The sequence below is a fragment of the Solilutibacter pythonis genome, assembly GCF_003697345.1.
GTDB classification, from domain to species: Bacteria; Pseudomonadota; Gammaproteobacteria; order Xanthomonadales; family Xanthomonadaceae; genus Solilutibacter; species Solilutibacter pythonis.
On sequence record NZ_RFLY01000001.1, the window covers coordinates 259,645 to 285,773 of the forward strand.

Sequence of the window (26,129 nt, forward strand, 5' to 3'; positions counted from 1 at the left end):
TCAGGTGATGTCCGCGCGGTTGTCGGCCCGCGTCTCGTAGCGCGAGGGACGTGGATTCAACGTGCCGCATCGGCCACAGGTGCGCAGTTCATCGTTCTTGTAGAAGGTCTCGAAGATGCGGAAGAAGTCCGCCTCGATGTCCTTGAGATGAAAACGCTCCTCGTACAGGCCATGGTTGCATCGCACGCAGAACCACATCAAGGCGTCGTCCTCGTACGGCTGGCGTTTGCGCTCGATCACCAGCCCCACCGAGTGTTCCATCCGTTGTGGCGAATGCGGCACTCGCGGCGGCAGGTAGAAGACTTCGCCGGCTTTGATCGGGATGTCGCGCACCCGGCCGTCCTCCTGGATCTTCAGCACCATTTCGCCTTCGAGCTGGTAGAACCATTCGGGACCTTCCTCCCGGTGGTAATCGGTGCGGGCATTCGGTCCGCCGACGATCATCACGATGAAATCCTCCTGCACGATGCACTTGTTGCCGACCGGCGGCTTCAGCAGGTGGCGGTTTTCCTCGATCCAGGCTTGCAGGTTGAAGGCGGCGGGCAGCATGGTCAGTTTTTCTTCCCGCGGCCCTGCGCTTTGGCGCGGAGATCCTCGATGGTGGGAGCGGGTTCATGGATCGTCTGGCCGGTCTCCTTGACCCAGTCGGAAACCTTGGCCCTGGATTCTTCCAGCGTGCGTCCCGCCATGTGTTTGCGTTCGTCCTCGCCGATGGCCGATGTGGCGACGGGAAAAAGATAGAAACCATGACTGTCGCTCCCGATCTGCGTGCCGTACCACTGCGGCTGTAGATTTTCCATCAGCAGGCGGTCCCAGGCGGCGGCGGTGATCCAGCGGTTCTCCGCCGTGTCCTCAAGCGTCATCGCAAGCGTCGCCAGCGCATGGGCGATGCGGTAATCGGCGGCACTCCCGCCATTCTGGAAAACGAAGGCGGCATGGCGGTAATCGTTGGCGGTGCGGAGGCGGCCTTCGTGCAGCAGCTCGCGCACCCGGGTGCGGCGCTCGAAGTCGCGGGCGATGACTTTGCGCCAGTCCACCGAACCGTTTTTACGGTCGGTCTGACCCTGCTCGAACAGGGTGCGCAACTCGGCATTGTCCCGTGGCGCGGGCGACTCCAGCGCTTGGGCGGAGGCGGCGGAAAATGCCAGCAGGCAGGCGGCGGAAAGCCAGATCGTCTTCATTCGGGCGTCCTCGTGGCGGCGATGCATTTCAGTTCGATGGCGATGGGCGTGGGCAGCGCGGCGATGCCGAGCGTGGTGCGGCAGGGCGCGCGGTCGATGTCGGGGAAATGTTCGGCCCAGATTGCGTTGTAGGCATCGAAGTCGTGCGCCATGTCGGTGAGAAAGACGGTGACGTCCACCAAGTCCTCCCAGCGGGCGCCGCTGGCTTCCAACACCGCGCGCGCGTTGGCGAACACCGCGCGGGTCTGCGCCACGATGTCGTAGGCGATGAGCCGGCCTTCGTCGCCGTAGACGTTGCCGGGCACGCCATCGCCATCCACGGCGCGCGGGCCGATGCCGGACAGGAACAGCAGCCCGCCGACGCGGCGTGCATGGGGGTAATGGCCAACCGGCTTGGGCGCGTTGTCGCTGCGGATGCCGTTCACCGATCCTCCCGGTCGATGCGGATGCGCGCCAGCGCCTCGGGGTATTGCCCCGCCAGATCGGATGGCGAGGTGGCGTTGAGGCCGAGATCGTGAGCGCGGCCATCGCGCAGGGTGTAGACCCAGGCATGCACCGCGAGCGCCTGCCCGCGTGCCCAGGCATCCTGGACGATGGTGGACTGGCAGACGTTGACCGCCTGTTCAAGCGCGTTCAGTTCGCACAGGCGGTCGTGGGCGAGTTCGGCGTCGAGCGGGGCGAGGATGCCGGCGTGCTTCTCGGCAACGTCGCCGACGTGGCGAATCCAGTTGTCGGCCAGCCCCACGCGGGTCTGGTGCAGGGCGGCATGGACGCCGCTGCAACCGTAATGCCCGACCACCAGGATATGCCCGACCTTCAGCACGTCCACCGCGAACTGGATCACCGACAGGCAGTTGAGGTCGGTATGCACGACGACATTCGCGATATTGCGATGGACGAAGACCTCGCCCGGCGCCAGGTCGATCACCTGGTTGGCCGGCACGCGCGAGTCGGAGCAGCCGATCCACAGGTATTGCGGTGACTGCTGGGCGGAAAGGCGCTCGAAGAAGTGCGGGTCCTCGGCGTGGATGCGCTCGGCCCAGGCGCGGTTCTTGCGAAGCAGATGGTCGATGCGGGTCATGGCGTATGGCTTGCCAGCCCTGGGCCGGCTTCAGCGGGCAAGCATACGCGTTTGTGGTGGGCCGGATGGTCCGGGCGTGGCGGCGCGGGCCACGGCTCCCGGTTCGGCGGGCACGCCTGGCCCGCCGCGTGCTTGGCGATGAATACGCCGTTGGAAAGGGAGGCATGGAAACTGGCGGTGGCGGAAGGGGGCGGCTTCCTTCGACATCGGCCTTGCCTTATCCGGTGAAGCCGACCGAGCGGGTCTCGGTGAAAAACCGCATCGCCTCCAGCCCGCCCTCGCGGCCGTAGCCCGATTGCCCGACGCCACCGAAGGGTGTGCGCAGGTCGCGCAGCAGCCAGGTATTGATCCAGACCATGCCGCAGCGTATTCGCGCGGCCAGACGGTGGGCGCGGGCGAAGTCGCGCGTCCATACCGAGGCGGCCAGGCCGTAGTCGCTGGCGTTCGCGAGCGCCAGCGCGTGAGCCTCGTCGTCGAAGGGTTGCAGGGTGAGCACCGGGCCGAAGATTTCCTCGCGGTTCGTCGCCGAATCGGGGCCAAGACCGTCGATGATCGTCGGCGCCACGAACCAGCCGGGACGATCGAGCGCGACACCGCCCGCCAGCACATGGCCGCCCTCGTCGCGCGCGCGCTGGATCGCCGCCATCACCTTGGCGAAATGGGCCTCCGAGACCAGCGGGCCGATGCGGGTGGCTTCGTCCAGCGGGTCGCCAACGGCAAGCGCCGAAACGGCTTCGACCAGCGCATCGCGCACTTCGGCGTAGATGCCGCGCTCGATCAGCATGCGCGAGCCGCACAGGCATATCTGGCCGCTGTTCTGAAAGGCGCTTCGCACCAGCGTGTCGAGGTTCTCGCGCCATGCGCCATCGGTGAAGACCAGGGTGGGATTCTTGCCGCCAAGCTCCAGCGAGACTTTCTTCAACATCGGCGCGGCGCGCTGGTGAATGCGTTTTCCCACCGTGGTGCTGCCGGTGAACGAGATCGCCTTGATGGCCGGCGCGATCACCATCGCTTCGCCGACCTTCGGGCCAACCCCGTGGACCAGATTGAACACGCCGGGTGGAAAGCCGATGGCCGCGGCCAACTCCGCCAGCATTGTCGCGCTGGCCGGGGTCACTTCCGAGGGCTTGGCGAGCAGCGTGTTTCCCGCCGCCAGCGCCGGTGCGATCTTCCAGGTGAACAGGTAAAGCGGCAGATTCCACGGCGAAAGGGCGCCGACCACGCCCAGCGGGGGGCGCAGGGTGTAGTGCATCCCGGCTTCGCCGTGGTGGAACTCGCTGGAGAACTGCGTGGCGGCATGGGCGAAGAAGCGTAGGTTGCCGATGGCGCGCGGGATTTCCACTTGGCGCGCCAAGGCGACAGGCTTGCCGCCATCGCGCGCTTCGGCGCGGGCGAAATCCTCGATACGCGATTCGAGCGCCGTCGCCAGTTTTTCCAGCCAACGTGCGCGCTCGCTGGCGGGCAGGGCCGACCACATCGGCCAGGCGGCCTGGGCGGCGGCGATGGCGGTTTCGACGTCGCGCTCATCGCCATCGGCGGCTTCGGCATACACCGCGCCGCTGGCGGGGTCGTGGACAGGCAGCCAGCCACCGCCGGCGGCATCGCGCGGCGCGCCGTCGATCCAGTGCGGGAAGCGTTGCGTCATCGGCCCGGCCTGGGTTGGCGGGGTGGAGTCAGATCGAATTCATCCGTCCGCCATCCACCGCGATCGACTGGCCGCTGACGTAAGCCGCCGCCGGCGTGCAGAGGAAGACGATCACGCTGGCCACCTCGGCGGGGTCGGCGAAGCGTTGCGCCGGAATCAGCGCCCGCATCGCCGCCCGCACTTCGTTCTCGGGCTTGCCGCTCTGCGCCATCTGGTCCCTGACGATCTGGGCGATGCGCCCGGTTTCGGTGAAGCCGGGCAGCACGTTGTTGACGGTGATGCCGTCGGCGGCCAGTTCCTTCGAGAGCGTCTTGGCCCAGCCGGCCACGGCCGCGCGGGTGGTGTTGGAAACGCCCAGGTTGGGGATCGGCTCGTAGACCGAGGTTGAAATCACGTTGACGATGCGCCCGTAGCCGGCTTCGCGCATGCCGGGCGTCAGCGCCTGGGCCAATGTCTGGTTGGCGATGAGGTGCTGGCGGTAGGCGGCGAGGAAGGCGTCGATGTCGGCATCGATGGCGCGGCCGCCGGGCGGGCCGCCGCTGTTGTTGACCAGGACGTGTACCGGGCGCTCGGCGGCCAGGGCGTTCGTCGCCGTGCGCAGGGCATCGGTGTCGGCGATGTCGGTGGTGATGAAGCCATGCCGCTGGCTTCCATGCCGGGGCAGGGTGGCGATCACTTCGCGCAATGCCGGCTCGCGCCGCGCCAGTACGGTGACATCGGCGCCGAGCTGCGCCAGTTCAATGGCCGTGGCGCGGCCGATGCCCTCGGAAGCGCCGCAGACAAGGGCATGTTTGCCGGTGAGATCAAGTTGCATCATCAGGTTCCTTCAAGGTGTCTTGCATCAAGCGGGCGATGTGCCGGGCGTCGTGGCCGTTCTGCGCGGCCAGCCGGCCGGCGACGGCCCGGCGGTTGTCGTGCGGCTGATTCTGGCTCAGTTTGTCCTTGATTTCGATGTGCTCGGGGCGCAGGCGGAATCCTCGGACGCCGCGTAGCTGGACGCGTTCGGCCGGGTTGTCCGGGTCGAAGCGCCAATCGCCGCCGGCGGCCTGTTCGAAGTGCCGGCTCATGCGGGCGATCAGTTCGATCAGGCTTTCCTCGTCGTCGAATTGTTGCAGCCGCCAGTGCAGGTGGGCGGTGCTGTAGTTCCAGGTGGGCACGCGGGCCTGTTCGGCCTTGTCCGTATACCGACTGGCGGATACGTAGGCATGCGGGCCATGCACGATCACCAGTGCCGGCGCATCGTCCAGGCGCGCCTGCGGGTTGGCCCGGGCCCAATGGCCTTCGACCAGCACGCCATCGGCATCGCGCCGGTAGAGCACGGGGATCTGGCTGGCGATGGGCGCGCCATCGGCGGTGGCGGTGAGCAGGGTGACGAAGGGGTTGTGCGCGATCAGTGTGTCCAGCCGGCTCGGGTCATCGTTGGCGAAGACACGCTGGACGAACATGCCTAGGCCCGCCGGCCCAGATTCAGCACCATCTTGGCGCGCAGTCGGTCGTCATCGCCCGTGGGCGGCGAAATGTCGTGCAGGCTGAAGCCGCGATGTAGGGCGTCGTCCTCGTCCAGGCCGTCGAAGGCGACGAATTCGGCATCCATCAACGCGGCGCGCGCGGTATCCGGGCTGTCGTAGGGCAGGGTGGCGCCGTCGGCATCGAGCACCTCGGCGGTACCGGCCTCGCGCACGCGCAAACGCGCCCAGATCAGCGTGTCGCCAAGCGTGGCGAGCCACCATTCGTCGTGAGCCATGTCGTCGTCGTGCAAGGCGATTTCATTCATGCACCGATCTCCGGGAGGGCGAGCGACCACAGCCACAGCAAGCCGGCCATCGCCAGGGCGAACAAAAAGGTGGCGAAGGCCAGGCAGGCGGGAGTGGCCAGGCCGGTAAAACCCGCATCGCGCACTTCGCGGTAGCGCATCGACAGTAGCCACCACAGCGCGCGCGGGTCGAGGAAGGCGCCTTCGCCCAGGCGCGCGCGCATTGCCGGGTGTCGGTCGCGTAGATGCACCAGCGCCAGCGGCCAGAAGATCACGAAGGCCGAAGCGCCGGCGATGGCGACGCCGACGAAGCACAGGGCGATGAACAACGCCATCGCTCAGAACTCCGCGTTGCCCGGCGCGCGCGGATAGGCGATGGCGTCGCGGATGTTGGTCAGCCCGCAGACGTAGACCACCAGGCGTTCGAAGCCAAGCCCGAAACCGGCGTGCGGCACCGTGCCGTAGCGGCGGAAATCGCGGTACCAGCCGTAGTGCTCCGGATCCAGGCCGAATTGCTGCATGCGCGCATCGAGCAGGTCCAGGCGTTCCTCGCGTTGGCTGCCGCCGATGATCTCGCCGATGCCCGGCGCCAGCACGTCCATCGCCGCCACCGTCTTGCCGTCGTCGTTCATGCGCATGTAGAAGGCTTTGATCGCCTCGGGATAGTTCATGACCACCACAGGGCGACCGACGTGCTCTTCGGTCAGCCAGCGTTCGTGCTCGGTTTGCAGGTCGAGTCCCCATTCCACCGGGAATTCGAACTTCCTGCCGGCTTTTTGCAGCAGCGCGATGGCATCGGTGTAGTCGATGCGTTCGAACGGCGCGTTGATGAACGCTTCGAGGCGAGTGATGGCGTCCTTCTGCACGCGCTCGGCGATGAAGGCCATGTCGTCGCCGCGCTCGTCCAGTACGGCGCGGAACAGGTACTTGAGGAAATCCTCCGCCAGATTGGCGTCATCGTTCAGGTCGGCGAAGGCGATTTCCGGCTCGATCATCCAGAACTCGGCCAGATGGCGCGTGGTGTGGCTCTGCTCGGCGCGGAAGGTGGGGCCGAAGGTATAGACCTTGCTGAGCGCGAGGCAATGCGCCTCCACGTTGAGCTGGCCGGAAACGGTGAGGAAGGTCTCCTTGCCGAAGAAATCGCGGGAGAAATCGACTTCGCCCGCCTTGTCGCGGGGCAGGTTGGCCATGTCCAGCGTGGAGACGCGGAACATCTGGCCCGCGCCCTCGGCGTCGCTGGTGGTGATGATTGGGGTGGAAATCCAGTAGAAGCCTTGTTCGTGGAAGAAGCGATGCACCGCCATCGCCAGGCAGTGGCGGATGCGGGTGACGGCGCCGAACAGATTGGTGCGCGGACGCAGGTGGGCGACCTCGCGCAGGAATTCCGGCGACATCGGCTTGGGTTGGATCGGGTAGGTCAGCGGGTCTTCCACCCAGCCGACGATCTCGACGTCGTCGGCCTGGATTTCGAAGCTCTGCCCCTTGCCCTTCGACTTGACCAGTTGGCCGCTGGCGATCACCGAGCAGCCGGGCGTCAGGCGCTTGATGTCCTCGAAATTGGCAAGCTGCCCGGCGGCGACCACCTGAATCGGGGCGAAACCGGAGCCGTCGCTGACGTTGACGAAGGCCAGCCCCGCCGAGCCGCGCACCGTGCGCACCCAGCCCTTGACCGTCACCTGGCCGCCTTCGGGGAACTGGCCGGCCAGCGCGGCGGCCACGGATGTCGTCGTCATCGTCTTGAATCCTGTGTTTCGGGCATCGATCAAGCGGGGAAGTTTAATTCAGAAGTACACTGCACCCATGGCCGTCACCCTCGCCCCCGCCGCACTCGAACGCGTCCGCGCCTATCTCGCCGCCGATCCGGCCAAGGCCGGCTTGCGTTTCGGCGTCAAACGCACCGGCTGCTCCGGCTGGGGCTACGTGATCGACATGGCCGTGGCCGCCAACGATGGCGACGCGGTGTTCGAGCAGGACGGTGTCTGCGTATGGGTCGATGCCGACAGCCTGCCGCTGGTCGATGGCACCGAGATCGATTTCCTCAAGCAGGGCCTCAACGAGCAGTTCGTGTTCCGCAACCCCAACGTCAAGGGCGAGTGCGGCTGCGGCGAGAGCTTCACCACCGACCCGGAGAAGGGCTGAACCGGCCCGGCGGCGGCAACTTGCCGCAAGTCCCATGATTCCTGCATAATTTCCGGCTCCCTGCGGGGTCTCCCGCCGGGGTGCTCGCTCCACGGCGCCGCTGGCGGTGTCCGGGAGCTGTCGGGCAAGGCAATTCCGCCTTGCCGATATCCACGAGGAAACGAAATGCGTCATTACGAAGTCGTGTTCCTGGTCCACCCGGATCAGAGCGAACAAGTGCCTGGCATGCTCGAGCGCTACACCAGCGCCATCGAGAACGCCGGCGGCAAGATCCACCGCGTCGAGGACTGGGGCCGCCGCATGCTGGCCTACCCCATCAACAACCTGGTCAAGGCCCACTACGCGATGTTCAACATCGAGTGCGACCAGGCCGCGTTGGACGAACTGGTCGATGCCTTCCGCTTCAATGATGCGGTGCTGCGTCATCTGGTCATCAAGCGCGACGAGGCCGTCACCGAGCAATCCTTGATCATGAAGAACAAGGACGAGAAGGGCGACAAGCCGGAGCGTGGCGAGCGCCGCCGCCGTGACGAGGAAGGCAGCGAGAACGCCGAAGCCGCTTCCGACGATAGCGACAACAACGAAGCCGAAGCCGCCTGAGGAGCACGCACATGTCCAAGTTCTTCCGCCGCCGCAAGTTCTGCAAATTCACCGCCGAAGGCGTGACCGAGATCGACTACAAGGATCTCAACACCCTGCGCCAGTACCTTACCGAGACCGGCAAGATCGTGCCGAGCCGCATCACCGGCACCAAGTCGCGCTACCAGCGCCAGTTGGCGACCGCGGTGAAGCGCGCCCGCTATCTGGCGCTGCTGCCCTACACCGACAACCACGACGTTTGATTCCGCTTTGCCCGCCCGCCGTGGCGGTGTCCGGGCCGGCCGTGCTTCCCGTTGACTCCCGTCACTGCGAGGCGCGTGCTTTTTCGGCCCGCAACCCCACCACGGCAGGTCGTGCGGAATTCGTTTGTCGATGAAACGATGAATCCCGTCCATCCGGACAACTCACAAGCTGCGGGCATTCCCGCTAACGGAGACACTCAATGAAACTCATCCTCCTACAGAAGGTGCAGAACCTGGGCAAACTCGGCGATACCGTCGATGTGAAGCCGGGCTTCGGCCGCAACTACCTGGTGCCGCAGGGCAAGGCCGTGCCGGCCACCGCCGCCAACCTGGCCGAGTTCGAGGCCAAGCGCGCCGAATACGAAGCCAAGGCCCAGGCCACGCACGACGAGGCCGAGTCCCGCCGCGCCAAGTTCGAGGGCGCCAGCGTGACCATTACCGCCAACGCCTCCAACGAAGGCAAGCTGTACGGCTCGGTGACGCCGCGCGACATCGCCGATGCGTTCACCGCCGCCGGCCTGCCGCTCAACAAGAGCGAAGTGATGATGGGCGAAGGCCCGCTGCGCCACACCGGCGAGTACGAAGTGATGGCTCATTTCGCCGCCGAGGTGGAAACCCCGGTCAAGGTGATCGTGGTGGGCGAGGACGCGTAAGCCTGTCCGCCTGCAAGATCGACGGGCGTCCTCCGGGGCGCCCGTTTCGTTTTGTGACGGCCGCTGATTGCGGCTTCCACATGACCAACCGACTTGGAGTTGTCCACAGGCACTCCACCAGAATCCCACCGTTTTGCTGTCTGGTGGCCCGGCAAGCGGGCTTCTAGCATGGATGCCCGACAAGCGCCGCGGAATTGATCGAACCCCATGTCCAGCCGCCCCGATTTCCGTTCCAACGATCACGCCGACCGCCGTGTCCACCAGTTGCGCCTGCCGCCGCAATCGGTCGAGGCCGAGCAGGCGGTGCTTGGCGGGTTGATGCTGGCGCCGGAAGCGTTCGACCGGGTGGCCGATCTCGTCACCGAGCACGATTTTTACCGCCGCGATCACCAACTGATCTTCCGGGCGATCCGCGAACTGGCCGACCGCAACCGGCCCTTCGACGCGGTGACGCTGGGCGAATGGTTCGAATCGCAGGGTCGGGCCGAGGAGGTGGCTGGCGGCGCCTATCTAGTCGAATTGGTCAGCACCACGCCTTCGGCCGCCAACATCCGCGCCTATGCCGAGATCGTCCGCGACAAGGCGGTGCTGCGGCAGTTGATCGAGGTCGGCACCGGCATCGTCAATGACGGCTACCAGCCGGAAGGCCGCGACAGCACCGAGATCCTCGCCAAGGCCGAACAGGAAGTGTTCGCCATCGCCGAAGCCGGCAGCCGTGGCCGCGCCGATTTCGTGGCGGTCAATACCGCGCTCAAGGATGCCTTCGAAGTATTGCAGGAACGATTCGAGAACGGCGGCAGCATTACCGGCCTGCCGACCGGCTACAGCGATTTCGACCAGATGACCGCCGGCCTGCAACCGACCGATCTGATCATCCTGGCGGCACGCCCGGCGATGGGCAAAACCACCTTCGCACTCAATATCGCCGAATACGCCGCGATCCGCTCGAAGAAGGCGGTGGCGGTGTTCTCGATGGAAATGTCGGCCTCGCAGCTGGCATTGCGCCTGATCTCCTCCAACGGCCGGGTCAACGCCACCCGCCTGCGCACCGGTCAATTGGAGGACGAAGACTGGAGCCGCGTGGCCGGTGCCATCCGCATGCTGAAGGAAACCAAGATTTTCATCGACGACACGCCCGCACTCTCGCCGGAGGTGCTGCGCTCGAAATCGCGCCGTTTGAAGCGCGAACACGATCTTGGGCTCATCGTCATCGATTACCTGCAACTGATGCAGGTGCCGGGCAACAGCGAGAACCGCGCCACCGAGATTTCAGAAATTTCACGTAGCCTGAAGGCGCTGGCGAAGGAACTGAACGTGCCGGTGATCGCCTTGTCCCAGCTCAACCGCTCGCTCGAAACCCGTACCGACAAGCGTCCGGTGATGGCCGACCTGCGCGAATCCGGCGCTATCGAGCAGGATGCCGACATCATCGTCTTCATCTATCGCGACGAGTACTACAACAAGGAAAACTCGCCGGACAAAGGGCTGGCCGAGATCATCATCGGCAAGCAGCGCTCCGGCCCGACCGGCTCGATCAAGCTGAAATTCTTCGGCGAATACACCCGCTTCGACAACTTGAGTCACGACAGCATCGGGGCTTTCGAATAAGCTTCATTGGCGATGATGCCTTTTCCTGAAGAGGCAACGAGCCGTTTTCGGGGAGCGGGACCGGCTTCGCATTCGAATCCGTAATGGTCAATCCCCAGTGCATCGAAGGCGCCGCGGGCTGGGAGGCATGTATGGCTCCGGCCCGACGAATGCCTAGAATATCCCCATGAACAGTGCCGTCTTCCACCAACGCCCGACCCGGATCGAAGTCGACCTGGCGGCGCTTTCGCACAATCTGGCCGCGATCCGCGCCCATGTGGGGGTGCCGGTGATGGGCATTGTCAAGGCCAATGCGTATGGCCATGGCCTGTTGCAAGTGGCGCGGCATCTGGCGGCACAGGGCGTCGACCAGTTGGGGGTGGCCTTCGTCGAAGAAGGCGTGGCCTTGCGCCAGGCCGGCATTCGTACACCGATCCTGGTGCTGGGTGGCATCTTCGGGCCGCAGGTCACGCAGTATCTCGACCACGACCTGGAGATCACCGTGTCCTCGCTGGACAAGCTGCGCCAGGTCGAGGCTGCGGCCGAGTCGCGCGGCAAGCGCGCGGTGATCCATCTCAAGATCGATACCGGCATGGAACGGATCGGGGTGCACAGCTACCATGCCGGCGCATTGATCGAGGCAGCCGCGGCTTCGCCATGGTGCGAGGTCAAGGGGGTGTACTCGCATCTGGCTTGCTCCGACGACCCCGTTTCGCCGATGACCGCGATGCAGTTGGAGCGCTTCCACGAAGCCTGCGCGCATTTCGAGCGTATTGGCGCGCCGATGCCGATACGCCATCTGGCCAATTCCGGCGGCGTGCTGCATTTTCCGCACACTTGGCTGGACATGGTGCGGCCGGGGATCATCCTTTATGGCGTGATGCCCGCCCCGGCCTCGCGCCCGACCATCGAACTGGCCCCGGCGATGGCGGTGAAGTCGCAAGTGGTGTTCTTCAAGGTGGTGCCGGAGGGCGCGAGCGTCAGCTATGGCGCCACCTGGCGGGCCGGGCGCATGACGCGCATCGTCACTGTGCCGATCGGCTATGGCGATGGTTGGCCACGGGCGTTGTCCTCGTGCGGCGAGGTGCTGATCCACGGCCGTCGCTACCCGATGGTCGGGCGTGTCTGCATGGATCAGTTCATGGTCGATATCGGCTGGGACAGCGCCTGGAACGAAGACGAAGTGGTGCTGGTTGGTCGGCAGGGCGGGGAGCGTATCCGCATCGAGCAGGTCGCCGAGTGGGTGGGGGCCATTCCCTACGAACTGCTGACCGGTTTGAACGAACGCATCCCGCGCCACCATCTGGGCGGTTGAGCCGTCCTTACTCCACGCCGATGTCCTGCGCGTGAACCTGAATGCCGGTGTCGTGTTCACGTTGCGGCCACTGCGGCATTCCTAGGCTGGCCGCCTTCGGATTTGAACGCCAAGGAGCGCCGTAATGAATACTTCACTGAAAGCCGGCCTCGCCGCCGCCCTCGCCACCAGCATGCTGGCCGGCTGCGCCAGCTATACCGGACAGACCAATGACCCGAACGACCCCAATCGCACCCAGCGTGGTGCGCTTATCGGCGCGGGTATTGGCGCGGTGGCCGGCCTGCTGGCCGGCAAGGACGCCACCGACCGCCGCCAGAAGGCGATGGTGGGCGCGGGCATCGGTGGTCTGGCGGGGGCCGGCGTCGGTGCTTATCAGGATCGCCAGGAAGCCGAACTGCGTCGCCAGACCGCCGGCACGGGCGTCGATGTCCAGCGCGATGGCGATGTCATCAAACTCAACCTGCCCGACGGCGTGACCTTCGATTTCAACAAGACCGATGTCAAGCCGCAGTTCTACACCGCGTTGAACTCGATTGCCAAGACGATCAACGAATACAACCAGACCATCGTCGAGATCAACGGCCATACCGATAATGTCGGTAGCGTTTCGGTCAATCAGCGCATTTCCGAGCAGCGCGCTCGCTCGGTCGCCGCTTACCTGGGCGGGCAGGGCGTGCAGCAGGTGCGGCTGGAGACGCACGGCTACAACTTCCAGTATCCGGTCGCCGACAACAACACCGACCAGGGCAGGGCGTTGAACCGTCGCGTCGAAATCCGCTTGATCCCGCTGCGCAGCGGCGCTTGATTCACCACGTCCGCGCTTGATGCGAAAGGGCCGCTCACCGCGGCCCTTTCCGATTCATTCGCCGGCCAACCATGCCAGCAGGTCGCTGCGGGTGATGAGCCCGGCAAACTCGCCATCATCGTCCACCAGCGCGATGTGGCCGCGCTCGAACAGCGGCAGCAGAGCATCGAGTGGGGCGTCGATGGCAAGCGAATCCAGCTTTCTGACCATCACGGTTTCCACTTTGTCGTCGAAGCGCTCGCGTTCGCCGTATACCTGCAACAAGAGGTCGCTCTCGTCGATGATGCCGAGGATACGGCCTTGGTCCAGTACCGGTAGCTGCGAAACGCCGTGTTCGCGCATCAACGAGAATGCCCGGCGCAGGCTGTCGCCCGGCGCAACGGCGATCAACGAGGCGGCGGGGCGGAGTAGATCGCGCAGGGTGGCGGTATTGGGGTTCATGGCGTCGCGGATGATGGGCTGCACGCATTATGCGTCGGCATCATGCCGATTGGCATGGCACTGGCCTGTCACCCATTCGCTGGGGAGCGCATAAGCTCATGTTCCGCTGGTTCGAATGCGTGCGTGGCGGGGCATCCCTTGCGCGTATTGGCGGTGCGGTTCGTCGATGCGATCTGGTGCGGTACGTCGGCATCTACGTCCTGGCCGCGCTGGTGCCGTTCGTTCGAGCCGTTGACGGTCGATGATTTGGCGACGGCGGTTTCGCCGCATTTGAGGATGACGTTGGTCGAGTGGCCATTCAGCCAGGGTAGGGCGCGAATGCGCACAACCCGGCATCCACACTGTAGACTTACCCGGTCGGTCAATTTTGACTCAACCGAACCGCTGCAAGGTTTGCGATACCTGGTTCATCCGGGGGTGCACTGGCTTCGACGGGGGTTGCGAAATCGTCTGGCGCATGCCGAGGGGGCAGCTTTCCTCGTAAATCCAGCGGCAAAACATATAGTTGCCAACGACGACAACTACGCTCTGGCCGCTTAAGGCCTAGCCCCGAAAGCGCTTGTGCCCGTGCTCGCGCCGTAGGGTCATCATCACGGGATCGGTCTTGGCGGCGACCCGCCAACCAAGGCCAAGACAAAGCGGGTATGGGTTGCGGTGTGCCTCGCACGTTGTGTTGCCGCCGCCCGAGATCGAACAACGAGCTAAGCATGTAGTGCCGGGCATGGAGTGCCTCCGGACGGCGGTTCGATTCCGCCCACCTCCACCAACAACGTGTCCGCGAATGTTCCGTGGACGCATCGAAAAGGGCCGGAATACCAGGAAATTCAAGGCTTCCGGCCCTTTGTTCGTATGAGCGGCGACAGGATCAACAAAATTTTCATCAAACTTGTTGACGTCCGCCATTCATATGCCTATCATTTCCAGCTCCCAACACGTGGGGCCATAGCTCAGCTGGGAGAGCGCCTGCATGGCATGCAGGAGGTCAGCGGTTCGATCCCGCTTGGCTCCACCACTTTTCGGCGCGACGGATGCCTCTCCGTTCCGCATGCAAGATCGACGTCCCTATCGTCTAGAGGCCTAGGACACAACCCTTTCACGGTTGCGACCGGGGTTCGAATCCCCGTAGGGACGCCACTTACAAGACGCCCGCGAAAGCGGGTGTTTTTCTTGCGATCCTATCCACGCTGATGGATTGCCGATCATGCGTCAGAACCAAAATCGTATGCCCACCACCCAGCCACGTTCGGTTACCGGCTCGCCGTGTTCGCGGCGCAGTTCGGCGGTCCGTCCGTAAGTACGGGACCATCGCCAACCGAAATAGGGGGCCAACTCGCGGGTGAATTCATAGCGTAAACGCAGACCGCCGTGCATATTGGACAGTCGGCGGCCGATCCGCATCCGTGCATCGTCTTTCGTGTGGATGGACAGCCCCAGCTCCGGTTGCAGAATCAAGCGATTGGTGAGCAGCGCTTCGTAGCCGATCTTGCCTTCGAATGAAGCACGCCCCTCGTTTCCGAGATACGCGGTGGCATCCACGTCGAATTTGTAGGAGGCGTGGCCATGTACGCCGAGGCCGACCCAGTCACGCCGCTCGCCGCCGGCGAAATCGCGTCGCAGGCCGATCATTCGGTCCCACCACGGGCCGGTGGCATGGCCCCACATCAGTTCGACGTTACCGTGGACGCCATGCGCCTGGCGCTCGCCGTGGCTACGCAGCCATAGGCGGTCGCGGCTCTTGCCGGTCCAGGCATGGATTTCCCAGCTTGCCGCAGCATCACGTTGCAGGCCGCGTTCGAGCCGGTCGAAACGCACGCTGGTGAGCCAGGGGTCTTCGCGCATGTGCGAGGACATGTCCATGCCGTCAAGGTTGGGGAAGGCGTCGTCGATCTCTTTTCGCGTGACTGCCGGGATGAAGTCGGGCAGTGGCTTTTTATCCGGTGATTTCGGGACTTCCGCGCGCGTGGTTGGCATCGATTGCGGCGCGCGTGGCACAGGGGCGTGGCCGGAGTGTTGAGCGGGGGAGGGGAGCGAGACCGCGGCCAGTGCGGTGACGAGTATCGGCTTCATCATCATGCCTCCACCCGTACCTCACGGAACATGCCCATCTCCATATGCATCAGCATGTGGCAATGAAAGGCCCAGCGTCCAAGCGCGTCGGCGGTGACTCGAATGCTGCGAACGTGGCCAGGCGGCACGCTGACGGTGTGCTTGCGCACCTGGAATTCTCCTTCCATGCTCTCAAGGTCGCTCCACAGGCCGTGCAGGTGGATGGGGTGCTCCATCATGGTGTCGTTGACCAGCACGATGCGCACCCGTTCGCCATAGTTGAGCCGGATCGGCTGTGCCTTGGAGAATGGAATGCCGTTGAAGCCCCAGACATAGCGCTCCATGTTGCCGGTGATGTGCAGCTCGATATCGCGGCCGGGCGTGCGCGGGTCGGGCAGGGGGAAGGTGGATTTCAGGTCGCCGTAAGTCAGTACGCGGCGGCCGTTGTTTCGAAGCCCGATGCCGGGATCGTTGATGCCGCGCGAGGGCGTCATCGTCTGCATGTCCACATCGGGATTGTCCGATTCACTGGCCAGATGGCTGATTTTCGCCATGTTGCCGTGGCCGCCGTGGGTATCCTTTATGGCCGTGCCGCACACTCCGGTTCCACATTTCATTTCCGCCGTTTCGGACTTTTTCATCGACGCGCCGCATTTCATTTCTCTATCGCCCATTGCGCCGTGTCCCATGTCGGCCATCGTCAGCAGCGGGCGTTGGTCAAGCGATGGAACCGCCGCCTCCAATCCCGGCGCGGGTGAGAGCGTGGCTCTGGCATGACCGCCTCGATCCATCGCCTGGGCGAAAATGGTGTAGGGCCGTTCCGCCGGCTCGACGATCACGTCGTAGGTCTCGGCGACGCCGATACGGAATTCGTCGATAGTTACCGGCTCGACATCCAGGCCATCGGCGGCGACCACGGTCATCTTCAGGCCGGGAATGCGGACGTCGAAATAAGTCATTGCCGAGGCGTTGATGAAACGCAGGCGCACTTTTTCGCCATGTTTGAACAGGGCGGTCCAGTTGCCCGCCGGCGTGCTGCCGTTGACGAGGTAGGTGTAGGTGAGCGCGGTGACGTCGGCGAGGTCGGTCGGACTCATCCGCATCCGGCCCCAGGCGCCACGATCCTTCAGCGTGGCGCGCAAGCCGTCACGGCCGGCATCGCGCAGAAAATTGCCGACTGTCCGCAAGTGACGGTTGTAGTAGTGGCCCATGATCTTCAGCTTGCGTTGAATCGCGTGCGGGTCTTCGTCACTCCAGTCGGACAGGACGATGACGTGGTCGCGGTCGGCATGGACGCGATGACCTTCACGCGGCTCGATGACGATCGCCCCGTAAACGCCTGTCGCTTCCTGCATCGAGGAATGAGCGTGGTACCAGTAAGTGCCGGCTTGCCTCAGCCGAAAACGATAGAGATACGATTCACCTGGCGCGATTCCATGGAAACTGAAGCCGGGCACGCCATCCATGTTCGCCGGCACAAGAATGCCATGCCAATGGATCGAAGTGTCTTCGGCGAGCGCGTTGCGCACGGCAAGTTCCACCGTGCTGCCTTCGCGCCAATGGAGCGTGGGCGCCGGCAACATGCCGTTGACGACTTTCGCCCGCGCGGGCCGTCCAGTCAGATTGACCGGGATCTCACCGATAACCAGCTCGAAACGTTCCCCTGCGAGCGCACTCATCGTTTGAGTATGCATATGGGCATCCCGACGGGCGCGACCCCAGCTGTGAGCCGGCGACGTGACGGCCACTCCACCCAGCGCGAGCGCGCCGGTGACGAACTTGCGGCGGTGAAAGTCGAAAAGTTCGGTCATTACTGATTGCTCTGAGCGTTGGTAAGGGGAGATGGAGAGGCCAGGCGGTACTTTGTTGAGGACGGAAGTATCGCCTCATCCGAGAGTGCCGGCATAAGCATGGGTGGGTCTAATGAATTTATTACATAATAAAAATTATGCGAAGTTGGATAGGCTGGTGCGCAAAGTGCGCGAAATCCTCACCCGGTTAGCGGCAATGTGCCGACATGCATCGACTCCGTCCACCCTGTTGGCCTGAGGGCCAAGCATGCCCTCATCCCTGCGCTGCCGCTCACTACGACCGCGTGATCCACAACCGCACGAGCCTCCATGGACCCTGGTCGGGATGGCGGATGGCAGGACATCACATCATCAATCCCCATGGCGAGCGCCTACCACCTCACGTACTGGATCGCATGATGTGGCGACACGTCCAAGCCTATGGCGACCTCGGGCCAGCACGATCGCAAAAGCGGTCATCGTGAGTGTGGTGTCGGGGGCTGAGGTCATGACGCTGTAACCAAGTGCAAGCAACCGATACGCGCCAGGCCGGATCAAGAGCGCATCCGCAGGGGCAAGCCCCTGCACCCCAAGTGCTACACTCCAGTCAACCAAGGAGCCCCAGATATGAGCAACAACGTTGAAAACCTGCTGCTGGAACACCTGAAACGATTCCAAGCCAGCCAAGATCGAATCGAGCGGAAAATCGACGAACATACAACAAGGCTGGGACGGATCGAAATTACCCTGGCAAGACTGTCTACGACCGAAGGACAGCAAGACGAAGCACATGCTGAACAAAGCGTAAGGATAGATCGTCTTGCCGAAAGATTAGAACGCGTGGAACGCCGCCTAGAGATCGCCGGTTGATGAGCCGTTGGTATCTTCGAAAAAAGAATCTGTAAGCCCCTGATTTCAGGGGCTTTTGCATCACTACGCATCAAGCTCGGCGAAAAGTGCCGAACTTGATGCGCTGGTTGTCACGGCAAGCCCGCTGTTGGATCAAGCGGCCTTGATGCCATTGCGACTTCCCGGTATTCCGGGATCTGGTCGAAGTTCATGTAGCGGTAGATTTCCTCGCCTTTTTCGTTGATTACGCCGATGTCGGCGAGGTATTCCTCGCGGGTTGGGATGCGGCCCAGACGCGAGCAGATCGCGGCGAGTTCCGCCGATCCCAGATAGACGTTGGTGTTTTTACCGAGGCGGTTGGGGAAATTTCGGGTGCTGGTGGACATCACCGTCGCGCCTTCGCGTACTTGCGCCTGATTGCCCATGCACAGCGAACAGCCCGGCATTTCCATGCGCGCACCGGCGCTGCCGAAAGTGCCGTAGTGGCCTTCCTTGGTCAATTCGGCGGCATCCATCTTGGTCGGAGGGGCGACCCACAGGCGGGTCGGGATGTCGCGCTTGCCTTCCAGCAATTTGGCGGCGGCACGGAAGTGGCCGATGTTGGTCATGCACGAGCCGATGAACACTTCGTCGATCTTGGCGCCGGCGACATCGCCGAGTGTTTTGGCGTCGTCCGGGTCGTTCGGGCAGCAGACGATCGGTTCGACGATCTGATCGAGATCGATCTCGATGACCGCGGCGTATTCGGCGTCGGCGTCGGCTTCAAGCAGGTTCGGGGCGGCCAGCCACTGCTCCATCTTGTCGATGCGGCGCTGCAAGGAGCGGGCATCGGCATAGCCTTCGGCGATCATCCACTTCAGCAGCGTGATGTTGCTGGTGAGGTATTCGACGATCGGCGCCTTGTCCAACTTGACCGTGCAACCGGCGGCGGAGCGTTCGGCGGAAGCATCGGCCAGTTCGAACGCCTGCTCCACCTTCAGTTGCGGCAATCCTTCGATTTCCAGGATGCGGCCAGAGAAGATGTTCTTCTTGCCCTGCTTCTCCACCGTCAACAAACCTTGCTTGATGGCGTAGAGCGGGATGGCGTGGACCAGGTCGCGCAGGGTCACGCCCGGCTGAAGTTGGCCCTTGAAGCGCACCAGTACCGATTCCGGCATGTCCAGCGGCATCACGCCGGTGGCGGCGGCGAAGGCCACCAGGCCGGAGCCGGCGGGGAACGAGATGCCGACCGGGAAGCGGGTGTGGCTGTCGCCACCGGTGCCAACCGTATCCGGCAGCAGCATGCGGTTGAGCCAGCTATGGATGATGCCGTCGCCCGGCCGCAGCGAAACGCCGCCACGGGTCGAGATGAATTCCGGCAGCGTATGGTGCGTCTTGACATCGACGGGTTTCGGATAGGCCGCGGTGTGGCAGAACGATTGCATCACCAAGTCGGCGGAGAAGCCGAGGCAGGCCAGATCCTTCAGTTCGTCACGGGTCATCGGACCGGTGGTGTCTTGCGAACCCACCGAGGTCATTTTCGGCTCGCAATAGGTGCCGGGGCGGATGCCCTTCCCTTCCGGCAGGCCGCAGGCACGGCCGACCATCTTCTGCGCCAGCGTGTAGCCCTTGCCGGTATCGGCCGGATCCTGTGGCAGGCGAAACAGGGTCGAAGGTTCGAGGCCAAGCACTTCGCGCGCTTTGGCGGTCAGTCCACGACCGATGATGAGCGGGATGCGGCCGCCGGCGCGTACCTCGTCGAGCAGCACGTCGGATTTCAGTGTGGATTCCGCGATCTGCTGGCCATCCTTGAATGCCGTGACCCGGCCACTGGCGTGGTCGATCTTCAGTTCCACCACGTCGCCCATGTTCATGTCGGCCACGTCGATTTCAAGTGGCAATGCACCGGCGTCTTCCATGGTGTTGTAGAAGATCGGCGCGATTTTGGAGCCGAGGCAGACGCCGCCAAAACGCTTGTTGGGAATGAACGGGATGTTTTCGCCGGTCCACCACAGCACCGAGTTGGTGGCCGACTTGCGGCTGGAGCCGGTACCGACCACATCGCCGACATAGGCGACGAGATGGCCTTTCCGCTTCAAATCCTGGATCAGTTGGATCGGGCCGCGCTTGCCGTCTTCCTCAGGCGAGAACGGTGAGTTTTCGCGCTTGTTCTTCAGCATCGCCAGCGCGTGCATTGGGATGTCGGGACGGGTGGTGGCGTCGGGCGCCGGCGAAAGGTCATCGGTATTGGTTTCACCCGGCACCTTGAATACGGTGATGGTCATCGAGGCCGGTACTTCCGGGCGGCTTGTGAACCATTCGGCGTCGGCCCAGCTTTGCAGTACTCCCTTGGCATGGGCGTTGCCGGCGTCGGCCTTGGCCTTGACGTCATGGAAGGCATCGAACATCAGCAGGGTGTGCTTGAGGGCGTTGGCAGCGGTTTCACCCAGTTCGGCGTCGTCGAGCAGCTCGACCAGCGGGTGGATGTTGTAGCCCCCCAGCATGGTGCCCAGCAGTTCCACCGCGCGCTTCCTGGAAATCAGCGGAGTGGATTCCTTACCGAAGGCAACCGCGGCAAGGTAGCTGGCCTTGACCTTGGCGGCATCGTCGACGCCGGCCGGCACACGGTTGGCGAGGAGATCGACGAGAAACTCGCCCTCGTCCGCCGGTGGACTCTTGATCAGTTCGATGACCTCAGCGGTCTGTTGCGCGGTCAATGGCAGCGGCGGGATGCCGAGTGCTTCGCGTTCGGCGGCATGTTGACGGTAGCTGGCAAGCATGGGGTTCTCCTTGGGATGCTGGCGATATGTCAGGGGGTGGGCTTTGGGCTGATGACTTTCAGCCCTTTGAAGTAGTCGCGGTAAAAAGCGCTGTCGCGGGTGATCAGGCCATCGCATTGCAACAGTGCATGCGCGCCAATGAGGAAGTCGGGGACGGCGCGCAGTCGCTGGCCGCCGCGTTGGCGGTAACGGCGCTGCATCTCGCCCGCGCGCAAGGCGGATTTGGCTTCAAGCGCGTCGAAACGGATGCCGATTTCCTCCAGTACGGCCAATGCCTCGTCGCCGCCATGCAGCGCGCTGCATACCTCGGCCAGCGCCACATCCGAGATCACCACCGGGCCCGTGGCGAGCGAGCGGCGAAGGCATAGCTCGGCGGCATCGGCATCTGGGCCATCGGCCAGCAGGTCGATGAGGATGGAGGAGTCGATGGCGATCATTCCAGCGGCTCGCCCGGCGCGCGGCCACGGAGGGCGCGCATGGCTTCGTTGGTATCGGTGAAGCCGTCCAGCTTGAAACGGCCACGGACGCGGGAAACGGCATCCTCCACGTTCTTGCGCAAGATGATGCGCCCTCCTTCCAGCTCGACCTTGAGCACGCTGCCCTTGGTCAGGCCCAGCGCATCGCGGACAGCTTTGGGAAGGGTGATCTGCCCGCGTTCGGCGACGGTTGCTTCCACGCTCGCGCTCCTCTTTGGTATGCGTGAATCATACATACCTGAGTGCGCATACTCAAGCGTGGATGATGAATCGGGCCGAACACCGGGGCGTAACGCGCAATGCCGATAATGGTGCGACAAGCCAAGCCCAAGCGGCCCAGCCCCAGGAGACCACCATGCAAGATTCCTTCGCCAGCCGAGACCAGCTGAGCATCGATGGCAAGCGCTTCCACTATTTCAGCTTGCCCAGGCTGGGCAGGCATTTCGACATCACCCGCCTGCCCTACTCGATGAAAATCCTGCTGGAGAATCTGCTGCGCCATGAGGATGGCGGCCAGACGGTTGGCTTGGAACACATCGAAGCGGTGGCCAAATGGAATGCCCGGGCCGAACCGGCCACCGAGATCGCCTTCATGCCGGCGCGGGTGGTGTTGCAGGACTTCACCGGGGTGCCTTGCGTGGTGGATCTGGCGGCCATGCGCGATGCGGTACGGAAACTGGGCGGCCGACCGGAACAGATCAATCCGCTGATCCCTTCCGAATTGGTGATCGATCACTCGGTGCAGGTGGATGTGTTTGGCCGCCACGATGCGCTCGACTTGAACGGCAAGATCGAATTCCAGCGCAACAAGGAGCGTTACAGCTTTCTGCGCTGGGGCCAGAAGGCGTTCGACAACTTCAAGGTGGTGCCGCCGAATACCGGCATCGTCCACCAGGTCAATCTGGAGTATCTGGCGCGCGTGGTGATGGAGCGCGAGATCGAAGGCATGACCTACGCCTTCCCCGATACCGTGTTCGGCACCGATAGCCATACCACCATGATCAACGGCATCGGCGTGCTGGGCTGGGGCGTGGGGGGGATCGAAGCCGAAGCGGCAATGCTCGGCCAACCTTCCTCGATGCTGATCCCGCAAGTGGTCGGCTTCAAGTTGACCGGCCAACTGCCGGAAGGCGCCACCGCCACCGATCTGGTGCTGACCGTCACCGAGATGCTGCGCAAACTGGGCGTGGTGGGCAAGTTCGTCGAGTTCTTCGGCTCCGGCCTCAAGCACCTGCCGTTGGCCGATCGCGCCACCATCGCCAACATGGCGCCCGAGTACGGTGCCACCTGCGGCATCTTCCCGATCGATGCCGAGTCGCTGAACTACCTGCGCCTGTCTGGCCGCGATGAAGCGCAGATCGCCCTGGTCGAGGCATACGCGAAGGCGCAAGGGCTGTGGCATGACGCTGATTCCGCCGAAGCCGAATACAGCACCGTGCTGGCGCTGGACATGGCCTGCGTGCAACCTTCGCTCGCCGGGCCCAAGCGCCCGCAAGACCGTGTGCTACTGGCCGAAATGCAGCAGAACTACCGCGATAACGTGGGCGGCTTCACCGCCAACCGCAAGGCGGTCGGCTGCGCCGTCAACAAATTCGACAGCGAGGGCGGCGACCAGGAGCAGGCGGATCGACTGGCGGCCAAACCGGTGTCGAAGATCCAGCTCGACGATGGCGAGCATCACCTGAGCGATGGCTCGGTGGTGATCGCCGCGATCACTTCCTGCACCAACACCTCCAACCCGGCGGTGATGATCGGTGCGGGTCTGCTGGCCCGTAACGCCGCCGCGAAGGGGCTGAAGTCGGCGCCTTGGGTCAAGACCTCGCTCGGCCCCGGCTCGCTAGTGGTCACCGATTACCTGGAGAAAGCCGGTCTGCTCGATGATCTGGAGAAGCTCGGTTTCTATGTCGTCGGCTACGGTTGCACCACCTGCATCGGAAATTCCGGGCCGTTGCCCGGGGCTGTCAGCCAGGGGATCGCCGAGAACGACCTGGCGGTGGCGGCGGTGTTGTCCGGCAACCGCAATTTCGAGGGCCGCATCCATGCCGAGGTGAAGATGAACTATCTCGCCAGCCCGCCATTGGTGGTGGCCTATGCCATCGCCGGTACCGTGGACATCGATCTCGTCCGCGATCCCATCGGCCACGATCGCGAGGGCAATGCGGTATACCTGCGCGACATTTGGCCATCGAACAAAGACATCGGCGACCTCATCGCCCGCACCCTCGGCCCTGAAATGTTCGACCAGAACTATGCCGAGGTGTTCAAGGGCGATGTGCGCTGGAATGCGATCGAAGTGCCCGAAGGTCAGTCCTTTGCCTGGAACGATGATTCCACCTACATCAAGAACCCACCCTACTTCGATGGCATGACCATGCAGGCGGGCCGAATTGAGGACATCACCGGTGCGCGCATCATGGGCTTGTTCGGTGATTCCATCACCACCGACCACATCAGTCCCGCCGGCAACATCAAGCAGGATTCGCCGGCTGGCCGTTTCCTCATCGAACGTGGCGTGCAACCGGCCGACTTCAATAGCTATGGCTCCCGTCGCGGCAACGACGACGTGATGGTGCGCGGCACCTTCGCCAACATTCGCATCAAGAACCTGATGCTGAACGGAAAGGAAGGCGGCTATACCCTCCATTACGGCGGGAATGGTCAGGCCGAGGAAATGGCGATCTACGACGCGGCCATGAAATACAAGGCCGACGGTGTGCCACTGGTGGTGATGGCCGGCAAGGAATATGGCACCGGCTCCAGCCGCGACTGGGCGGCCAAGGGCACCAACCTGTTGGGTATTAAAGCGGTGATCGCCGAAAGTTTCGAACGCATCCACCGCAGTAACCTGGTCGGGATGGGCGTGCTGCCGCTGCGCTTCAAGGAGGATCAGAACGCCGGCAAGCTGGGATTGAAGGGCGACGAGATCGTCGGCATCACCGGCCTGAGAAATGGCGCTTCGAAAACCGCGATAGTCACCGCGCTGAAACCCGATGGCGAGAGGATTGAATTCGAAACCGAGGTGCTGCTGCTGACGCCGAAGGAAGTCGAATACTTCAAGCACGGCGGCCTTCTGCATTATGTATTGCGGCAGCTCGCTGGGAAGTAGATGGGATTATCCATCATTTTCGGATCAATGAACCGATACGGATTTTTATTGGCATACCAATACCGATTGAAGTTCATTCCCGGCGTGCTTTAAGCCGTCACCGGATCAACACTAAGGAAGCGTCCGAGCATCGGATCGTAATAGCGCTGCTGCATGTACGTCAGCCCGGTGGCGCTGTCCATCACGTGGCCTGCGTAGCCTACCCGATCGCTGTTCCCGCGGCCTATCGCCACGCAATAAGACAATAGAAATCACCATAAACAATAGCGGGCCTTGTGTACTACTGATCATCATGAAAATCGACTCTTACCCCTGTTTTACATGTCTATCTATGTTTCCCTGGAAACATTGAAAAATATTTATATAAATTCCAGCATGAATTACACTCACTTCAGCCTTAAGTTATTTGAAATTTATTTTTGCAGAGACCCCTTTATTCCCTCTTCGAATGGGACCTAATGATCTTGATCGCTGCTGGAAACCGCAATAGAAATATTACAAATGCTACCCCCAAGCACCCCGATAGCGGAAGAAGCTCCAGACCACCTTCTAATAACCCAAGACAAGAGAGCACGCGATATATAATTTCCATGACAACACCGACAATACCAATGGCTATGGCATCAGGGAAGACGTTAATGACAATCAGCAGCCACATCTTTTTGCGCAACCCTAACATTCTTTCCTTACCCCGCATGATTCAACCATTCCCCCCGAATTGGACATCACATTGCTTGCAGCAGCCGCAGCCCCTACCGCACTTGAATTTGTCGTGCCACCTGTAGTCGTCTCCCTTATGTGCTCCAACAAATTTCTATCCGCCAACGGGATAGAGTCCACTGCCTTGGTATTAACTGCGGACCTGGCTACATCAATTGCATCACCCACAAGCGAACCAGCTGCACCAGCAGCGCCCCCCACGATCGCAGTGGTTCCCATGCCACTTGTTATTTCATTCCCTTGTATAGCATTATTGGCGCCCGTAGATGCAGCACCAATGGCGGCACCTGCCACCCCGTTCACGGTGGCTCTAACAGCCATGCTAGTTGTCAGCTTCGCAACTCCAGCAGCAATCCCTGCACCTGTTGCACCAGCAGCACCGGCAACAAGTGCCTTACCAACATTTCCAGCAATACCTTTAAGGCTTGTGTCCTTGATCTCACCCGTAACTATCTGACGGGCAAGTTCAAGTCCAACACCAATCCCAGCACCCGCACACCAAGGGCATCGCCCATCTGGATCAGTGAACCGATACGGATTATTGTAAGCATAGACATAGCGATTGAAATGCCGCATGTCACCATTAGTCAACGCCGTCACCGGATCAACACTAAGAAAGCGTCCGAGCATCGGATCGTAATAGCGCTGCTGCATGTACGTCAGCCCGGTGGCGCTGTCCATCACGTGGCCCGTATACCCCGGACGGTCGTCGTTGGCCTTGCCCAGCTTCTCTCCGTAGGGGGCATAACCGGTTCGTTCAATCACCTGGCCCGATGCGTTCGTCACCGCCACCGGGCTGCCCAACGCATCGGTATGGATATACTCCACCACCTGCGACCAGGCGACCACCGGCAGACAGCATAGCCACAATGCCCATATCCACGGCCGCACCCGACGCCTTGCTTTCGTGTACGTTATTCCTTTCATCTTCTTCCCCTCCT

29 protein-coding genes, 2 tRNA genes and 1 other RNA gene are annotated in these 26,129 nt (G+C 62.8%); 13 read left to right on the plus strand and 19 right to left on the minus strand.

Annotated features, from left to right (window positions below):
• From EBB59_RS01265 to asnS, 10 genes are all read right to left on the minus strand, one after another.
• Positions 1 to 549, minus strand: a complete 549-nt coding sequence (locus tag EBB59_RS01265) for a 3-hydroxyanthranilate 3,4-dioxygenase (RefSeq protein ID WP_122100331.1) — start codon at positions 547 to 549, stop codon at positions 1 to 3.
• Between the two features lie 2 nt (positions 550 to 551).
• Positions 552 to 1,181: a hypothetical protein gene (locus EBB59_RS01270; RefSeq protein WP_122100332.1), complete on the minus strand. Its 630-nt coding sequence runs from the start codon at positions 1,179 to 1,181 to the stop codon at positions 552 to 554.
• On the minus strand, positions 1,178 to 1,606 hold the full coding sequence (locus EBB59_RS01275; RefSeq protein ID WP_122100333.1) for a RidA family protein: 429 nt from the start codon (positions 1,604 to 1,606) through the stop codon (positions 1,178 to 1,180). Before EBB59_RS01275 ends, EBB59_RS01270 begins: the two co-directional genes overlap by 4 nt.
• On the minus strand, positions 1,603 to 2,262 hold the full coding sequence (gene can / locus EBB59_RS01280; RefSeq protein ID WP_122100334.1) for a carbonate dehydratase: 660 nt from the start codon (positions 2,260 to 2,262) through the stop codon (positions 1,603 to 1,605). The genes EBB59_RS01275 and can overlap by 4 nt, the downstream gene beginning before the upstream one ends.
• 217 nt (positions 2,263 to 2,479) lie before the next feature.
• Complete coding sequence (locus tag EBB59_RS01285; RefSeq protein ID WP_122100335.1) at positions 2,480 to 3,907, minus strand: aldehyde dehydrogenase; 1,428 nt, start codon at positions 3,905 to 3,907, stop codon at positions 2,480 to 2,482.
• Between the two features lie 28 nt (positions 3,908 to 3,935).
• Positions 3,936 to 4,721: an SDR family oxidoreductase gene (locus EBB59_RS01290; protein WP_122100380.1), complete on the minus strand. Its 786-nt coding sequence runs from the start codon at positions 4,719 to 4,721 to the stop codon at positions 3,936 to 3,938.
• Positions 4,711 to 5,352, minus strand: a complete 642-nt coding sequence (locus tag EBB59_RS01295) for an FMN-binding negative transcriptional regulator (RefSeq protein WP_122100336.1) — start codon at positions 5,350 to 5,352, stop codon at positions 4,711 to 4,713. The genes EBB59_RS01290 and EBB59_RS01295 overlap by 11 nt, the downstream gene beginning before the upstream one ends.
• A gap of 2 nt (positions 5,353 to 5,354) precedes the next feature.
• On the minus strand, positions 5,355 to 5,681 hold the full coding sequence (locus EBB59_RS01300; protein WP_122100337.1) for a hypothetical protein: 327 nt from the start codon (positions 5,679 to 5,681) through the stop codon (positions 5,355 to 5,357).
• Positions 5,678 to 5,995, minus strand: a complete 318-nt coding sequence (locus tag EBB59_RS01305; RefSeq protein ID WP_122100338.1) for a hypothetical protein — start codon at positions 5,993 to 5,995, stop codon at positions 5,678 to 5,680. The genes EBB59_RS01300 and EBB59_RS01305 overlap by 4 nt, the downstream gene beginning before the upstream one ends.
• A gap of 3 nt (positions 5,996 to 5,998) precedes the next feature.
• Positions 5,999 to 7,393, minus strand: a complete 1,395-nt coding sequence (gene asnS, locus EBB59_RS01310; RefSeq protein ID WP_122100339.1) for an asparagine--tRNA ligase — start codon at positions 7,391 to 7,393, stop codon at positions 5,999 to 6,001.
• A 67-nt stretch (positions 7,394 to 7,460) separates the two neighbouring features.
• On the opposite strand from asnS, the gene EBB59_RS01315 reads away from it, so the two are divergent.
• From EBB59_RS01315 to EBB59_RS01345, 7 genes are all read left to right on the plus strand, one after another.
• A complete protein-coding gene (locus EBB59_RS01315) occupies positions 7,461 to 7,799 on the plus strand; it encodes a HesB/IscA family protein (RefSeq protein ID WP_122100340.1) in 339 nt (112 codons plus the stop codon).
• A gap of 165 nt (positions 7,800 to 7,964) precedes the next feature.
• Complete coding sequence (gene rpsF, locus EBB59_RS01320) at positions 7,965 to 8,399, plus strand: 30S ribosomal protein S6 (protein ID WP_122100341.1); 435 nt, start codon at positions 7,965 to 7,967, stop codon at positions 8,397 to 8,399.
• Between the two features lie 11 nt (positions 8,400 to 8,410).
• Positions 8,411 to 8,641, plus strand: coding sequence for a 30S ribosomal protein S18 (rpsR, locus tag EBB59_RS01325; protein ID WP_122100342.1), 231 nt, complete (start codon positions 8,411 to 8,413; stop codon positions 8,639 to 8,641).
• 200 nt (positions 8,642 to 8,841) lie between these two features.
• Positions 8,842 to 9,294: a 50S ribosomal protein L9 gene (rplI, locus tag EBB59_RS01330; RefSeq protein ID WP_122100343.1), complete on the plus strand. Its 453-nt coding sequence runs from the start codon at positions 8,842 to 8,844 to the stop codon at positions 9,292 to 9,294.
• A gap of 207 nt (positions 9,295 to 9,501) precedes the next feature.
• Complete coding sequence (locus EBB59_RS01335; protein ID WP_122100344.1) at positions 9,502 to 10,902, plus strand: replicative DNA helicase; 1,401 nt, start codon at positions 9,502 to 9,504, stop codon at positions 10,900 to 10,902.
• A gap of 166 nt (positions 10,903 to 11,068) precedes the next feature.
• A complete protein-coding gene (gene alr, locus EBB59_RS01340) occupies positions 11,069 to 12,196 on the plus strand; it encodes an alanine racemase (protein ID WP_122100345.1) in 1,128 nt (375 codons plus the stop codon).
• 124 nt (positions 12,197 to 12,320) lie between these two features.
• Positions 12,321 to 13,001, plus strand: a complete 681-nt coding sequence (locus EBB59_RS01345) for a YiaD family glycine zipper/OmpA-like lipoprotein (RefSeq protein ID WP_122100346.1) — start codon at positions 12,321 to 12,323, stop codon at positions 12,999 to 13,001.
• Between the two features lie 54 nt (positions 13,002 to 13,055).
• On the opposite strand, the gene EBB59_RS01350 is transcribed toward EBB59_RS01345, so the two are convergent.
• Positions 13,056 to 13,442 (minus strand): CBS domain-containing protein, encoded by a 387-nt coding sequence (locus EBB59_RS01350; protein WP_147455471.1) that lies wholly within the window; start codon positions 13,440 to 13,442, stop codon positions 13,056 to 13,058.
• 68 nt (positions 13,443 to 13,510) lie between these two features.
• On the minus strand, positions 13,511 to 13,768 hold the full coding sequence (locus EBB59_RS13690) for a hypothetical protein (protein WP_122100348.1): 258 nt from the start codon (positions 13,766 to 13,768) through the stop codon (positions 13,511 to 13,513).
• Between the two features lie 87 nt (positions 13,769 to 13,855).
• Between EBB59_RS13690 and ssrA the strand changes: the two genes are divergently transcribed.
• The 3 genes from ssrA to EBB59_RS01370 all read left to right on the plus strand — a co-directional run bounded on the left by ssrA (position 13,856) and on the right by EBB59_RS01370 (position 14,576).
• Positions 13,856 to 14,208: a transfer-messenger RNA gene (gene ssrA, locus EBB59_RS01360) on the plus strand.
• A gap of 170 nt (positions 14,209 to 14,378) precedes the next feature.
• Positions 14,379 to 14,454, plus strand: a tRNA-Ala gene (locus tag EBB59_RS01365).
• A gap of 46 nt (positions 14,455 to 14,500) precedes the next feature.
• Positions 14,501 to 14,576 (plus strand) — tRNA-Glu (locus EBB59_RS01370).
• A gap of 72 nt (positions 14,577 to 14,648) precedes the next feature.
• On the opposite strand, the gene EBB59_RS01375 is transcribed toward EBB59_RS01370, so the two are convergent.
• Together EBB59_RS01375 and EBB59_RS01380 are read right to left on the minus strand one after the other, a co-directional pair.
• Entirely contained in the window at positions 14,649 to 15,509 is an 861-nt protein-coding gene (locus EBB59_RS01375; RefSeq protein ID WP_158601679.1) for a copper resistance protein B, read from the minus strand.
• Between the two features lie 2 nt (positions 15,510 to 15,511).
• Positions 15,512 to 17,299: a copper resistance system multicopper oxidase gene (locus tag EBB59_RS01380; RefSeq protein WP_122100350.1), complete on the minus strand. Its 1,788-nt coding sequence runs from the start codon at positions 17,297 to 17,299 to the stop codon at positions 15,512 to 15,514.
• 206 nt (positions 17,300 to 17,505) lie between these two features.
• On the opposite strand from EBB59_RS01380, the gene EBB59_RS14505 reads away from it, so the two are divergent.
• Together EBB59_RS14505 and EBB59_RS01390 are read left to right on the plus strand one after the other, a co-directional pair.
• Positions 17,506 to 17,763: a DUF3653 domain-containing protein gene (locus EBB59_RS14505; RefSeq protein WP_122100351.1), complete on the plus strand. Its 258-nt coding sequence runs from the start codon at positions 17,506 to 17,508 to the stop codon at positions 17,761 to 17,763.
• Between the two features lie 142 nt (positions 17,764 to 17,905).
• Positions 17,906 to 18,148: a hypothetical protein gene (locus EBB59_RS01390; RefSeq protein WP_122100352.1), complete on the plus strand. Its 243-nt coding sequence runs from the start codon at positions 17,906 to 17,908 to the stop codon at positions 18,146 to 18,148.
• 110 nt (positions 18,149 to 18,258) lie between these two features.
• Here the strand turns inward: EBB59_RS01390 and EBB59_RS01395 are convergent, their stop codons facing one another.
• Genes EBB59_RS01395 through EBB59_RS01405 form a run of 3 tightly spaced genes read right to left on the minus strand, consistent with a single transcriptional unit; the run spans position 18,259 to position 21,562 of the window.
• Positions 18,259 to 20,886 (minus strand): bifunctional aconitate hydratase 2/2-methylisocitrate dehydratase, encoded by a 2,628-nt coding sequence (locus tag EBB59_RS01395; RefSeq protein ID WP_122100353.1) that lies wholly within the window; start codon positions 20,884 to 20,886, stop codon positions 18,259 to 18,261.
• A gap of 29 nt (positions 20,887 to 20,915) precedes the next feature.
• Complete coding sequence (locus EBB59_RS01400; protein WP_122100354.1) at positions 20,916 to 21,323, minus strand: type II toxin-antitoxin system VapC family toxin; 408 nt, start codon at positions 21,321 to 21,323, stop codon at positions 20,916 to 20,918.
• Positions 21,320 to 21,562, minus strand: coding sequence for an AbrB/MazE/SpoVT family DNA-binding domain-containing protein (locus tag EBB59_RS01405; RefSeq protein WP_122100355.1), 243 nt, complete (start codon positions 21,560 to 21,562; stop codon positions 21,320 to 21,322). Before EBB59_RS01405 ends, EBB59_RS01400 begins: the two co-directional genes overlap by 4 nt.
• A gap of 155 nt (positions 21,563 to 21,717) precedes the next feature.
• Between EBB59_RS01405 and acnA the strand changes: the two genes are divergently transcribed.
• Positions 21,718 to 24,468, plus strand: a complete 2,751-nt coding sequence (acnA, locus tag EBB59_RS01410; protein ID WP_122100381.1) for an aconitate hydratase AcnA — start codon at positions 21,718 to 21,720, stop codon at positions 24,466 to 24,468.
• A gap of 89 nt (positions 24,469 to 24,557) precedes the next feature.
• Here acnA and EBB59_RS14450 read toward each other — a convergent pair whose 3' ends face one another.
• Together EBB59_RS14450 and EBB59_RS14130 are read right to left on the minus strand one after the other, a co-directional pair.
• Complete coding sequence (locus EBB59_RS14450; RefSeq protein ID WP_342769020.1) at positions 24,558 to 24,701, minus strand: RHS repeat-associated core domain-containing protein; 144 nt, start codon at positions 24,699 to 24,701, stop codon at positions 24,558 to 24,560.
• A gap of 439 nt (positions 24,702 to 25,140) precedes the next feature.
• Positions 25,141 to 26,129: RHS repeat domain-containing protein (locus EBB59_RS14130; protein ID WP_425451777.1), on the minus strand; the 989-nt coding region annotated here is incomplete at its 5' end.

Excerpts from the sequence above, each read along its gene's own strand:
- rpsF (WP_122100341.1), top strand. The coding sequence starts at position 7,965 with ATGCGTCATTACGAAGTCGTGTTCCTGGTCCACCCGGATCAGAGCGAA.
- alr (WP_122100345.1), top strand. The coding sequence starts at position 11,069 with ATGAACAGTGCCGTCTTCCACCAACGCCCGACCCGGATCGAAGTCGAC.
- EBB59_RS01300 (WP_122100337.1), bottom strand. The coding sequence starts at position 5,681 with ATGAATGAAATCGCCTTGCACGACGACGACATGGCTCACGACGAATGG.
- EBB59_RS01400 (WP_122100354.1), bottom strand. The coding sequence starts at position 21,323 with ATGATCGCCATCGACTCCTCCATCCTCATCGACCTGCTGGCCGATGGC.
- EBB59_RS01305 (WP_122100338.1), bottom strand. The coding sequence starts at position 5,995 with ATGGCGTTGTTCATCGCCCTGTGCTTCGTCGGCGTCGCCATCGCCGGC.
- EBB59_RS01375 (WP_158601679.1), bottom strand. The coding sequence starts at position 15,509 with ATGAAGCCGATACTCGTCACCGCACTGGCCGCGGTCTCGCTCCCCTCC.
- EBB59_RS01265 (WP_122100331.1), bottom strand. The coding sequence starts at position 549 with ATGCTGCCCGCCGCCTTCAACCTGCAAGCCTGGATCGAGGAAAACCGC.
- EBB59_RS01380 (WP_122100350.1), bottom strand. The coding sequence starts at position 17,299 with ATGACCGAACTTTTCGACTTTCACCGCCGCAAGTTCGTCACCGGCGCG.
- asnS (WP_122100339.1), bottom strand. The coding sequence starts at position 7,393 with ATGACGACGACATCCGTGGCCGCCGCGCTGGCCGGCCAGTTCCCCGAA.
- EBB59_RS01285 (WP_122100335.1), bottom strand. The coding sequence starts at position 3,907 with ATGACGCAACGCTTCCCGCACTGGATCGACGGCGCGCCGCGCGATGCC.
- acnA (WP_122100381.1), top strand. The coding sequence starts at position 21,718 with ATGCAAGATTCCTTCGCCAGCCGAGACCAGCTGAGCATCGATGGCAAG.
- EBB59_RS14505 (WP_122100351.1), top strand. The coding sequence starts at position 17,506 with ATGCATCGACTCCGTCCACCCTGTTGGCCTGAGGGCCAAGCATGCCCT.
- EBB59_RS01315 (WP_122100340.1), top strand. The coding sequence starts at position 7,461 with ATGGCCGTCACCCTCGCCCCCGCCGCACTCGAACGCGTCCGCGCCTAT.
- EBB59_RS01290 (WP_122100380.1), bottom strand. The coding sequence starts at position 4,721 with ATGCAACTTGATCTCACCGGCAAACATGCCCTTGTCTGCGGCGCTTCC.
- EBB59_RS01395 (WP_122100353.1), bottom strand. The coding sequence starts at position 20,886 with ATGCTTGCCAGCTACCGTCAACATGCCGCCGAACGCGAAGCACTCGGC.
- rplI (WP_122100343.1), top strand. The coding sequence starts at position 8,842 with ATGAAACTCATCCTCCTACAGAAGGTGCAGAACCTGGGCAAACTCGGC.
- can (WP_122100334.1), bottom strand. The coding sequence starts at position 2,262 with ATGACCCGCATCGACCATCTGCTTCGCAAGAACCGCGCCTGGGCCGAG.
- rpsR (WP_122100342.1), top strand. The coding sequence starts at position 8,411 with ATGTCCAAGTTCTTCCGCCGCCGCAAGTTCTGCAAATTCACCGCCGAA.
- EBB59_RS01350 (WP_147455471.1), bottom strand. The coding sequence starts at position 13,442 with ATGAACCCCAATACCGCCACCCTGCGCGATCTACTCCGCCCCGCCGCC.
- EBB59_RS01335 (WP_122100344.1), top strand. The coding sequence starts at position 9,502 with ATGTCCAGCCGCCCCGATTTCCGTTCCAACGATCACGCCGACCGCCGT.
- EBB59_RS01295 (WP_122100336.1), bottom strand. The coding sequence starts at position 5,352 with ATGTTCGTCCAGCGTGTCTTCGCCAACGATGACCCGAGCCGGCTGGAC.
- EBB59_RS01270 (WP_122100332.1), bottom strand. The coding sequence starts at position 1,181 with ATGAAGACGATCTGGCTTTCCGCCGCCTGCCTGCTGGCATTTTCCGCC.
- EBB59_RS01345 (WP_122100346.1), top strand. The coding sequence starts at position 12,321 with ATGAATACTTCACTGAAAGCCGGCCTCGCCGCCGCCCTCGCCACCAGC.
- EBB59_RS01390 (WP_122100352.1), top strand. The coding sequence starts at position 17,906 with ATGAGCAACAACGTTGAAAACCTGCTGCTGGAACACCTGAAACGATTC.